General features: G+C 59.0%; 8 protein-coding genes. 5 read left to right on the top strand and 3 right to left on the bottom strand.

All coding sequences use genetic code 11. The features are described from left to right. Positions 1–223: 223 nt before the first annotated feature. The 4 genes from QQJ86_RS04125 (at position 224) to QQJ86_RS04110 (ending at position 8,249) form a co-directional block, all read left to right on the top strand. The gene (locus tag QQJ86_RS04125; protein ID WP_284319641.1) at positions 224–2,971 is read left to right on the top strand and encodes a TonB-dependent receptor; all 2,748 of its coding nucleotides are present in this window, start codon (positions 224–226) and stop codon (positions 2,969–2,971) included. A gap of 438 nt (positions 2,972–3,409) precedes the next feature. Beyond that, positions 3,410–6,205: a TonB-dependent receptor gene (locus QQJ86_RS04120; protein ID WP_284319640.1), complete on the top strand. Its 2,796-nt coding sequence runs from the start codon at positions 3,410–3,412 to the stop codon at positions 6,203–6,205. Positions 6,206–6,441: 236 nt separating this feature from the next. Beyond that, entirely contained in the window at positions 6,442–7,341 is a 900-nt protein-coding gene (locus QQJ86_RS04115; RefSeq protein WP_284319639.1) for a methylglyoxal synthase, read from the top strand. 146 nt (positions 7,342–7,487) lie between these two features. Then, complete coding sequence (locus QQJ86_RS04110) at positions 7,488–8,249, top strand: NRDE family protein (RefSeq protein ID WP_284319638.1); 762 nt, start codon at positions 7,488–7,490, stop codon at positions 8,247–8,249. A gap of 20 nt (positions 8,250–8,269) precedes the next feature. Here the strand turns inward: QQJ86_RS04110 and QQJ86_RS04105 are convergent, their stop codons facing one another. After that, positions 8,270–8,668, bottom strand: coding sequence for a YchJ family protein (locus tag QQJ86_RS04105; RefSeq protein ID WP_284319692.1), 399 nt, complete (start codon positions 8,666–8,668; stop codon positions 8,270–8,272). 201 nt (positions 8,669–8,869) lie between these two features. Here QQJ86_RS04105 and QQJ86_RS04100 point away from each other — a divergent pair, with 201 nt between their 5' ends. Next, complete coding sequence (locus QQJ86_RS04100) at positions 8,870–10,786, top strand: CocE/NonD family hydrolase (protein WP_423372970.1); 1,917 nt, start codon at positions 8,870–8,872, stop codon at positions 10,784–10,786. 150 nt (positions 10,787–10,936) lie between these two features. On the opposite strand, the gene QQJ86_RS04095 is transcribed toward QQJ86_RS04100, so the two are convergent. Together QQJ86_RS04095 and QQJ86_RS04090 are read right to left on the bottom strand one after the other, a co-directional pair. Beyond that, a complete protein-coding gene (locus tag QQJ86_RS04095; RefSeq protein ID WP_284319637.1) occupies positions 10,937–11,131 on the bottom strand; it encodes a hypothetical protein in 195 nt (64 codons plus the stop codon). A gap of 77 nt (positions 11,132–11,208) precedes the next feature. Next, entirely contained in the window at positions 11,209–11,787 is a 579-nt protein-coding gene (locus QQJ86_RS04090; protein ID WP_284319636.1) for an NnrU family protein, read from the bottom strand. Between the last annotated feature and the right edge of the window lie 52 nt (positions 11,788–11,839).

Below are 11,839 nucleotides of genomic sequence, written 5' to 3'. Positions count from 1 at the left end.
CGCGTGAGGGAGTAGTTGGCGAGCAGGGGAAAGGCTGGCAAATTTTTGCGATCAATGCCGGCCACCGGCATCGCAATAACTTTCGCAATGTTAAGGACTTGTCTGAAGGCTAAAGGGTGTGGAAGACTTCGGCGTCGTGTCCCCACACGCCCAACTTCCCCCTACCCGCAACAACCCCTAGTTGGGCGAATCACAATCAGCTGTACCTTGGAGGGTATGAAAAATGACTCGTAATAAGCTTGCGCTTTCGTTGGCGGGCCTTCTGCTTGCCCCGATTGCCGGAACCTCTTTTGCCCAGAGCGCCCCGGCTACGCAGGATCAATCCCAGGCTGCCCCGAGCCAGGGTAACGCCAAGCAACTGCAGACCATTACGGTGACCGGTTCGGCACTGCCGCGCGTGGACACGGAAACGCCGTCGCCGGTGACCGTGATTACTGCACAGCAGATCGCACGTAGCGGTTACACCACCATCTCCGATGTGGTTCGCTCGATCTCGGCGGACAACTCCGGTTCGATCCCCAACGCTTTCACCGCTGGCTTTGCGGCCGGTTCTTCGGGTGTGGCGCTGCGCGGCCTCACCGTGAACTCGACCCTGGTGCTGATCGATGGTCAGCGTGCCGCCAACTATGCGGTGTCGGATGACGGTCAGCGCTCCTTCGTCGACCTCAACACCATTCCGCTCGCAGCCGTCGAGCGTATCGAAGTGCTGAAGGACGGTGCTTCGTCCCTGTACGGCGCTGACGCAATCGCGGGCGTGGTCAACATCATCCTGCGTCCCAACTTCAAGGGCATCGAGGGCACGGCCGACGTCGGCAACTCGCAGCATGGCGGTGGCTTCACCAAGAAGGCCACCTTCCTGGCCGGTGCTGGCGATCTGGACAAGGATCGCTACAACGCTTACTTCAGCGTGCAGTACGAGAAGGACAACCCGATCTGGAGTCGTGATCGCGAGTTCCCTTACAACACCAACAATCTCAGCTCGATCGGTGGTCCGAATCCGGGCGTGCCGGGTAACAACGTTGGCTCCACGGTAGGTTCGATCACCAACCCGGCCACTGGCCTGCTGCAGCCGCTACGCAACTGCACGCCCGGTACCCAGCTGGTCACCAGCAGCGCCGGCAGCTATTGCTACCAGGATCTGATCAATCAGTACACGCTGGTGGCTCCGCAGATGGAGCAGGGCGGCATCTACGGCCGCATCACGGTGAAGATCAACGACACCACCAAGGCCTACCTGTCGGCCAGCTACATGCAGTCCAAGACCTGGTCGGTGAACACGCCGGCGCAGATTCAGGTCACCACGCCAGTCAACACGACCAACATCACGTTGCCGGTGGGCAATCCGTCCAACCCGTTCAATGCGCCTGCGCCGATCAACTACGCGTTCGGCGACATTCCGCAGGGTAACAACTACACCAATCACAACATGCGCTTGGTGGGTGGTGTCCAGGGCACCATCGGTGAGTGGAACTACAACACCACTGCGGTGATCAACCATACCTCGCTTGATACAAACCAGTTCGGTTTCATCAACTATCAGGCGCTGGTCAACGCGATCAACAACGGCACCTACAACTTCGCCAATCCGTCGTCGAATTCGGCGGCTGTGCGCGCGTCGCTGGCGCCGGGCTATGCCAAGACGTCCACGTCCGACCTGGATTCGCTGGACTTCAATGCCAGCCGCAGCCTGTTTGATCTGCCGGGCGGCTCAGCCGGTCTGGCCGTGGGTGCGCAGGTGCGCCACGAAGCGCAGAATGACCCGACGCTCAACCCGAACTTCGAATTCCAGGGCCTGGGCAATGCCACGACCAAGGGCAGCCGCGACGTTGCCGGTGTGTATGGCGAGTTCGACTTGCCGCTGCTGGAGTCACTGGAAGCTGACGTCTCCGGCCGCTTTGACCATTACTCCGACGTGGGCAACAACTTCTCGCCGAAGATTGGCCTGAAGTGGAAGCCGTTGGACTGGGTTGCGGTTCGCGGTACGTACTCGAAGGGCTTCCGTGCACCGAGCTTCGCCGAAAACGGTTCCAGCTCCGCGCAGGGTTTCGTCACCGTCACGCCGCCGGCTAGCTTCCAGGCACTGCATGGCGGCAACGCTTACAGTTCCTCGCCGTACGCGATCTCCGAGTACACGCTGGCCAATCGCAACATCAAGCCGGAAAAAGCGAACAGCTTTACCTTCGGCGTGGTCGTGCAGCCGACCAGCTGGCTGAATGCCTCGGTGGACTACTACAACATCCGCAAGAGCAACGTCATTGTTACGCCTGACTACGGTAGCGCGCTCGCCGCCTACTGGGCCAACGGTGGCACTGTGCCGGGCGTGACGATTACGCCAGACTTGGCTGATCCGCAACACCCGACCGCACTGGCGCGTCCAGCCTTGCTTACGGGTGAGTACACCAACGCCAACTCGCTCAAGACCACTGGCGTGGATGTGGATATCCAGGGTCATTGGGACTTCGGCAGCGTGAAGTACATCAGCGAGCTGCAGGGCACGCAGATCTTCGAATGGAAGATGATCCTGCCGGGCGGTATCGTGCAGAGCTACGTTGGTACGCAGGGGCCGTACAACCTGTCGTCCGGCGCAGGTACGCCGCGCAACAAGGGTTCGTGGTCCAACACCGTCATGTACGGACCGCTGACCGTGACCGGCACGCTGTACTACACCAGCGGTTACCAGGAAATCGCCGAAGACGTTGGTGTGGGTCCGGGCTCCTGCTTGACCCTCAACGGCGCCGGTACCGCGTTCCAGCCGGGGAGCTGCCACGTCGGTTCGTTCTACGACTTCGACCTCACTGGCAGCTATGACATCAACGAGCACATCGCTGTGACTGCTTCGTTGATGAACGTGTTTGATCGCAAGGCACCGTTCGATCCGGCCAACTACGCCGGCAACAACTACAACCCGACCTACACGCAGTCTGGTGTTATCGGTCGTTTCTGGAATGTTGGCGTGAAGGTGAAGTTCTAAGATCCGAAACGTGATGCATGACGTTATCCGCGTCATGCATCACGACTAAACCGGATTGTTGTTTTCAATAACGGCGCGTCGTTTTCGACGCGCCGTTATTTTTGCGAAGGTGAAAAGTTAGCTGACTGTTGAAACGCGTTATATCACTTCAAAATTAAGTGAATTCGTAAGTAATTACGCAAAAACGACGCCGCTTTGTAATCGTTTAAGCGGCCACAGATAGGCAGTTGTGCTCATCTTTCCAAGAAATATCGGCATTTCTGCAAAGCGGTTTCGTAAATAATTGCCATTGTTAATGGCTTGTCCATAAAGCCTTACTGTGGTAGATCCGGCTCGGGGTCTGGAGGGATTCCTTACTACTTGTCATCCAGCGGATCGATTGGGCAACTCACAAGCGGTTACACCCATATAACCGGTTAAACCTTGGAGGGGTTCCAAATGAAACGTAATCAACTTGCGCTTTCGCTTGCAGGTTTGTTGCTAGCGCCTGCTTCCGGAGCGGTTTTTGCACAAAGCACTGCCCCGCAAGACCAGCAATCTGCACAATCACAGCAACCCGCGCCATCCAGCGCAAAGCAATTGCAGACCATCACCGTTACGGGTTCTGCGTTGCCACGCGTCGATACTGAAACACCATCACCCGTCACGGTGATTACTGCGCAGGACATTGCACGTTCCGGTTTCACCAACGTATCCGATGTGGTGCGTGCGATTTCCGCTGACAACAGCGGTACCATCCCGCCCGCGTTTTATGCCGGCTTCGCGACAGGTTCTTCGGGTGTCGCGCTGCGCGGCCTGACGGTGAACTCAACACTGGTACTGGTCGATGGCAAGCGTTCGGCAAGCTACCCGCTGGTGGACGACGGCATTCGTTCGTTCGTCGACCTGCAGACGCTTCCGCTGGCTGCCATCGAGCGCATCGAAGTACTGAAAGATGGCGCCTCGTCGATCTATGGTTCCGACGCGATCGCCGGCGTGGTCAACATCATTCTCAAGCCTACATTCCAGGGCGTGGAAGGCACGGCTGAAGTCGGCAATTCGCAGCACGGTGGCGGCTTCCACAAACATGCGTCATTGGTGGCGGGTTACGGTGATTTGAACACGGATCGCTACAACGCCTACTTCAGCGCGGAATGGGAGCAGGATCAGGCGATTCCCTTGAAGGATCGCAGCTTTCCCTTCAACAGCACGAATCTCACCTCCATCGGCGGCCCGGATCTTCGCATCGGCAATCCGGCGAACTTCAACGGTTCCTCGGTCGGCTCCGTAACACCGGCCGGGCCGACTCCAGGCGGTGCGGCTACCGGCCCAAGCCAGCCGCTGGGTCCTTGCACCGGCGGTACCCAGCTCGAGACGAATGCCGCGGGCTCGTACTGCGCACAAGATGCCGCCTATCAATACGGACATGCACAGCAGTACTCGAACAAGGATGGCCTCTATGGCCGCTTCACTTACAAGTTCAACGACACCACCAAGGCCTATGCCGCGGTGAGCTATTACCAGTCCGTGGTTCATGAGCTTGGGACGCCGCCTCAGATCCAATCCAGCGTACCGAACAACACCGACAACATTCAGTTGCCGCCTGGAAATCCGTCCAACCCGTTCCCGGGCCAGTATGCGTACATCAACTATTTGTTCGGTGATATTCCGGGCGGAACAAACGTCGACACCCATAACCTGCGCGCCGTACTCGATATACAAGGCACCTTCGGCGACTGGAATTACGAAGCGTCGGTAGTGGGCAACCATGAGTGGCAGGGCTACGAAAACCTGGGCTTTCTCAGCTATCAGGCCTTGCTCAACGCCGTTGCGAACGGCACGTACAACTTCGTCAATCCGTCGGCAAACAGTGCGGCCATTCGCAATCAGATTGCGCCACCCGATATCGCACAAAATCACTCGGACATGGACGTGTTCGACTTCACTGTGAACCGTCAACTGTTCGACTTGCCAGGTGGCCCAACGGGCTTCGCTGCCGGTCTCCAGTTCCGTCATGAAGGACAGCTACAGGAGCAGCTCAATCCGGGCGGTATCTATCAAGGGTTGGGTAACACCTTCATTACCGGCTCTCGTAACGTAAGCGGTATGTACACCGAGTTCGATGCGCCGCTGCTGGAGAGTCTGGAAGTCGACGTCTCTGGCCGCTTCGACCATTACCCGCGTGTCGGCAACAATTTCTCGCCAAAAGTCGGCCTGAAGTGGAAGCCGCTGGATTGGGTCGCGCTGCGTGCTACTTACTCGAAGGGATTCCGCGCTCCGCAATTTGGCGAGGGCCCCGGCAGCTTCAGTGCAGGCTTCGTCGCCAATTCGGTCGCGGGTCAGGGTGCACCGGCGTCGTTCCTGGCAGCGCACGGCAATTCGAATTACGTGACTGTGCCCTACGCGCTCGAAGAGGGCAGCTCGGGTAATCCCAACCTGAAGCCTGAGAAATCGCGGAGCTTCACCTTCGGTGTAGTAGTGCAACCGGTCAGCTGGTTCAACGCTTCGATCGACTATTACAACATCAGGAAGAGCAACGTGATCGTGCCGGCGAACCCGGGTGTTGCGTTGTTGAACTATTACAACACCGGCACGGTATTGCCGGGCTACACGATGACCTTCGATATACCCGATCCGGCGCATCCGACTGCGCCGCTGCGTCCGATCTTCGTGGGTGCCGATTACGTCAACGGTAATTGGCTGGAGACGACGGGTGTCGATCTGGACATGCAGGTGCACTTCCAGTTCAGCAATGGCATCACGTACATCAGCGAACTGCAGGGCACGCAGATCTTCCAGTGGAAGCAGGACTCCGCCGGGCAGATCCAGAGCTACGTCGGTACGCAGGGTCCGTTCAACCTGTCCTCCGGTGCGGGTACGCCACGTACTCGTGGCAACTGGGCAAACACCATCGAGTGGGGTCCGCTCAGCCTGACGGGCACGATCTACTTCGTCAGCAAGGAATACGAGTCGGCGCAGGACGTCACCGGCACCACGGCATGCTTCGATGCTCTAGGTCCCGGCGGCGGGCCGCTGGCCGGCAACTGTACGATGTCCTCGTTCACCTACGGCAATCTCGTGGGCAGCTACAAGTTGAATGATCACATCACGCTCACAGCCTCGGTGGACAACGTGACGGACCGCAAGCCGCCGCTTGCTCCGCTGAACTATGCGGCTAATTTCTACAACCCTACCTACGACTACGCCGGCATCATCGGCCGCTTCTGGAACGTCGGTGTGAAGGTGAAGTTCTAAGGCTGTCAGGCAAGACATCTTCCAAGTGTTACGTGAGGCGCGCCGGTTAATCGGCGCGCCTTTTTCTTTTCTTGCTTAAGTCGAGATGGCATATGCGTTGTCATGGACAATGCAGCTATGACGCGTACGGTATACGGTAGGCTGTGCCTTGTTGATGGACCTGGCCGGCGTGCCGGTGTCCATCAGGGCGTGTCACTGGTTCTTTAGCTGAACTTTCAAACAAGGGGAAAAGCAACATGCGGATGGGTCTTGCCGCCAACGCGCTTCATCACGATCACGACGACGCGGCGCTGTTCCGTTGGTTGCGTGCGTGCGAGCAAGGCATTCGTGAGTTGAATCTGCACCTGCACGCGGTGGGACGTACGCATGCCGCCATCGAGCGGAGCGGTTATCTCAGCGATTACCCCGGCCTGGCGCGCTATCCGTATGGCCGCGAAGGCGGGCTCATGAAGCTGGTGGCCGAGATAGTCGGCATGCATGGGCCGGGCCGCACGTTGGATGGCGCGATTTATTTGATCGACCCGGTCGATCCGTCGTCCATCTTTCCCGAAGCGGTAGCGTTGAAGCGCCAATGCGTAATTCACCAGAAGCCGTTTATTTCCACTGTGGCCTCCGCGCGCGATTGGATCGAGATGGAGCGTATCCAGGCCAGCATGGTGCCCGACGCCGGTGCCGATGATTTGCATGCGCTTGAAACACACACGCTTGCATTGATTGCACATGATGCGATGAAGCCGCAGATGATGGCGTACGCATCCGATCACTTCGATGTGCTTGCGCGTTTTGCGCGTCGCGTCGCCACGGGAACGACAGGTCAGCAGTTGAACGAGTTGGCGTGGAGTCGCGGGTGGCCGCAAGGCGAGAACTGGGTGGAGCGCTTTCAAAGCGGACCGATGGGTGGTGATGCGCAGATTGCCGATCTGGTGCTGGAGCGGCGCTGTCAGCGCGCCATTTTCTTTGAAGACCCGCACGTCGCGCGCCAGCACGAAGCCGATATCCAGTTGTTGGAACGCGCGGTAACCACGGTGACTGACGGTGCGGTGTGCATGACATCGCCACGCGTTGCTGCACGCTGGGCCGATGCTGCGCGAAAGCGTGCGACTTTGGTTCCCTCTCCCCTACGGGGAGAGGGCTAGGGTGAGGGGACAATCTTGCGACCAAGCTCACTTCCAAGCATGCAAAATATGAGTGCCGCTTGTGGTGTCAGGTGTGTACACCACGGCAAGCGTGCCCCCTCACCCCAACCCTCTCCCCGAGGGGGAGAGGGAGTTATGGTGTCGTCATGTGCCTGATCACCTTCGCTTGGCAAGTACATCCCCGCTGGCGTTTATTGCTGGCTGGCAATCGCGATGAATTTCATGCGCGGCCCAGTGCACCGTTGTCGCGCTGGAACGATGCGCGGATTGTCGGCGGACGCGATCTCGAAGCAGGCGGCACCTGGCTGGGCGTTACACCGACAGGTCGATGCTGTGTGGTCACCAACGTGCGCGACCCACGCGACCCGCAGCATGGCGTGTCGCGCGGACTGCTTGCCACCGATTACCTCACCGGTACCGACGATGCGGTGGAGCATGCGCAGAAACTTGTCGCCACCGCATCCAGCTATCGTCCCTTCAACTTGCTTACTTTCGACGTCGAGCACGGTTTTTACATCAGCAACCGGCCTTCATCGCGGGCGCAGCTTATCGATCCCGGCGTGCATGGCCTTTCCAATGCCGACTTCAACACGCCGTGGCCCAAGACGCGCGCGCTGATGCAACGCTTGCAGGCATGGATGGATGCGGGTCACGAAGTGGATTTCGCGCCGCTGTTCCGTGCGCTGGCCGATGAGCGCCAAGCGCCGGATGAGTTGTTGCCCGATACGGGTGTGGGAGTGGAGCGCGAGCGCTGGCTGTCTTCTGCTTTCATTCGCGGCGAAGCATACGGTACGCGCGCCAGCACCATCGTGGCGATGGGTTATGACGGCAAGGGGCTGATCATCGAACGCCGCTTCGGGCCGAACGGACACTTCGAAGGCGAGAGCGAGCTGTCGATCAGCACGTAGGTTTGGGTTTGCATCCCAACCTACTCCGGAAACTGCCCATCCACGTAATACCAGCGCCCCTGGTCACGCACGAAGCGGCTGATCTCGTGCATGCGCTGCGCCTTGCCGCCGCCGTAGCGCAGGCGTGCAATGAATTCCACCGTGGCGTGCTCGCCATCCTGTTTATGCTGCTTTACGTCCAGCCCCAGCCAGGTGGGTGAGGGTTGCTGCGCTGCCAGCTTCAGGCTGGCCGGCCGTGTGCTGGGGTGCCAGGTTGCCAGCAGATAATCTTCGCGTTTGAGCACATAGGCGCTATAGCGCGATCGCATCAGCGCCTCGGCCGTGCTTGCGATGGCGCCATCGTGCAGCGGACCGCAGCAACGCGTGTAACTGGTGTGATGGCCGCAAGGGCAGGGCGTGAGGGTGTCGACGGCTTGCAAGGTACTGGTCCAGCGGTAACTCAGGCTTACATCCTGCTCCGGCGGCACGTAATTGCAAGAGGTAGTGCAGGAAGTCATGCACGCGTGGTGGGCGGGATGGCCTAAAGTCTGGGTGCTGCCGGGAGAGCAGCATTCCCCACATCGAATGCATCAGCCGTCAGGGTATGGGCGGCTGATGCCGCGGAGATTTTCATGCACCCGATTCGTTCCCTGTTTTCGTGCGCGGCGCTTGCCATGGGTTTGATGGCCGCCGGCGTGCATGCGCAGACGGCGTCGATGACGCCGGACATTCCGCCCAACTTCACCGCGCCAACCAACGCCAACGATTACATCAAGCGCGTAGTGATGGTCCCGATGCGCGACGGTGTGAAGTTGCACACCGTGATCGTGATTCCGAAGGGCGCAAATAACGCGCCGATCCTGCTCACGCGCACGCCGTACAACGCGGATGGACGCACCGAGCGCACGAACTCTTCGCACATGCTGGATTTGCTGCCACAAGGCGATGAGGTGTTCGTCAAAGCCGGTTACATCCGCGTGTTCCAGGACATCCGCGGCAAATACGGTTCCGAAGGCACGTACGTGATGACCTTGCCGCTGCGTGGCCCGCTCAATCACGGCAAGGTGGATGAATCCACCGATGCCTATGACACCATCGCATGGCTGTCGAAGAACATTCCCGAATCGAACGGCAAAGTCGGCATGCTCGGTTCATCGTACGAAGGCTTCACGGTGGTGATGGCGCTGGTCGATCCGCATCCCGCCCTGAAGGTCGCTGCGCCGGAAAGCCCGATGGTGGATGGCTGGATGGGCGACGACTGGTTCCATTACGGCGCTTTCCGTCAGACCAATTTCGACTACATCACCGCCCAGACAACTGTGCGTGCCAAGGGCTACATCATTCCGCGCCAGGGGCACGACGATTACGGCAATTTCCTGCGCGCAGGCTCGGCGGGTGATTACGCACGCCACCATGGACTGGATGGATTACCGTTCTGGCGCAAGATTCACGAAAACGCGGCCTATACGCAGTTCTGGTCGGCGCAGGCGCTCGATAAAACCATGGCGCAACAGCCGCTCAAAGTGCCCACCATGTGGATCCAGGGCCTGTGGGATCAGGAGGACATGTATGGCGCTATTCACAGTTACGAGGCGATGGAGCCGAAAGACAGCAGCAACACCATGAATTACCTGGTGATGGGTCCATGGCGCCACAGCCAGGTGAATTACGACGGCAGCGAACTCGGGCCGATGAAATGGGATGGCGACACCGCACTGCAATTCCGGCGTGATGTGTTGTTGCCGTTCTTCAATCAATATCTCAAGGATGGCGCACCGAAAGCCGATACCCCGCCCGTGCTGATCTACAACACCGGCGAGAATCATTGGGATCGTTTCACGCATTGGCCGCTCTCGTGCGATCAGGGTTGCGATGCCACGGCCAAGCCGCTTTACCTGCTGGCGAATGGCCGCGTTTCGTTCGACGCGCCAAAAGCCGGCGATGCAAACTACGATGAGTACGTTTCCGATCCGGCCAAGCCGGTGCCGTATCAGCCACGGCCGGTGGTGGGCTCCGATCATGAAGCATGGACGCGCTGGCTGCTTAACGATCAACGCTTCGTCGATGACCGTCCGGATGTGCTCACCTACGTGAGCGAGACGCTGAATTCACCCGTACGCGTCAGTGGTGCGCCGCAAGTGAATCTGGTGGCGTCGACCAGCGGCACGGATAGCGATTGGGTGGTGAAGATCATCGATGTCTATCCCGACACCGTGCCTTCGAACCCTGGCATGGGTGGTTACGAGCTGCCGATTTCGCTGGATATTTTCCGCGGCCGTTATCGCACCAGCTTTGAGCATCCGCAGGCGATTGAAGCAAATACACCGCTGGCATACAGTTTCCGTCTGCCCACGGTGAACCACGTATTCGAACCAGGCCACCGCATCATGGTGCAGGTGCAATCCAGCTTGTTCCCGCTTTACGACCGCAATCCGCAAACCTTTGTGCCGAATATCTTCGATGCGAAGTCGAGTGATTACGTGAAGGCCACGCAGCGCGTGTGGCATACGCCGGAACATGCGAGCTTTGTCAGCTTGCCGGTGGTGTCGGTGCAGTAAGAGGATTCAGCTCGTCCAAAACCGGCTCCCTCCCCTACGTGCAGTAGGGGAGGGTTGGGGTGGGGTGGAGCAACCTCGCGATGAATTCAATCTATGCGGCAAGCTCGTGCAACCCCACCCCGGCCTTCCCCTGCACGCAGGGGAGGGAGCTTATGCCGGCCCGCGTAATACCCGCGCAGGCAGCATCAGTAGCGCTTTTAGAAAGGCGAACACGGCATTCATCGTGATACCAACCAACCGGAACGGCAGCAACAGCAGCCACACGATGGGGTACAGCACCAGCGCAAGCAGCGCGAGCGGCCAGCAGAACACCAGCAGCACCAACCAGAGCAGAAAGCCAACCATGGGCGTCACCTCCATCTATTGGACGGCACGACTATAACGCTGCCCGGCATGCCGGCGTAGATGACCATCGGCACCTGTCACGCCATCGGGTTCACGCCAAACAGGAAGTTATGCAGCCCGAACGCGAACAAGGTCCAGAGCACAATGCCTGCCACGACGGCTATCACGGTGCCCTTCACCGTTCCGGGGGGATAGGCCGTGCCGTTGAGCCGGTCGCGCCGGCGCGAAGCTGCAAATAAAACCACAGACCAAACGAAGAATGCACCGAACAACACCACGTCATGCAGCATGCCGGTAGCGAGCAGGTGGCCGAACGACCAGGTTTTCACTGCCAGCACCTGCGGATGATGCAGCCTGGCCTTGATGGAGTTGTTCGGCACGCGTGCAGCGGGAAACAGGATCAGTGCGATCAGCATGAACAAGCCGTTGAGATGCCGTAACCATGCCGGTGGCACATACAACGGCACAATATGCCGCTTTGCCATGATGAAGCCGACGACGATTAGCACGAGACCAACCGCTGCAACGATGGAGTAAATGGCCTTCCACCGATTGAGGCCGATACGCTCGATCTGCTGCGTGCGCCAGTCGTTGGCGACGATGCGGATGGAATGCAAGCCGATGAAAATAATAAGACCGAGGATCAGCACGAGCATGGTGGGAACCTCAAGCGCAAGGGAGCGGGATCTAGCCGAAATGCCTTACAAC

The sequence above is a fragment of the Dyella acidisoli genome, from assembly GCF_030160295.1.
Lineage (GTDB): Bacteria > Pseudomonadota > Gammaproteobacteria > Xanthomonadales > Rhodanobacteraceae > Dyella_B > Dyella_B acidisoli.
The sequence above is the reverse complement of the archived record's forward strand: the minus strand, read 5'-3'. Positions and strand labels throughout refer to the sequence as shown.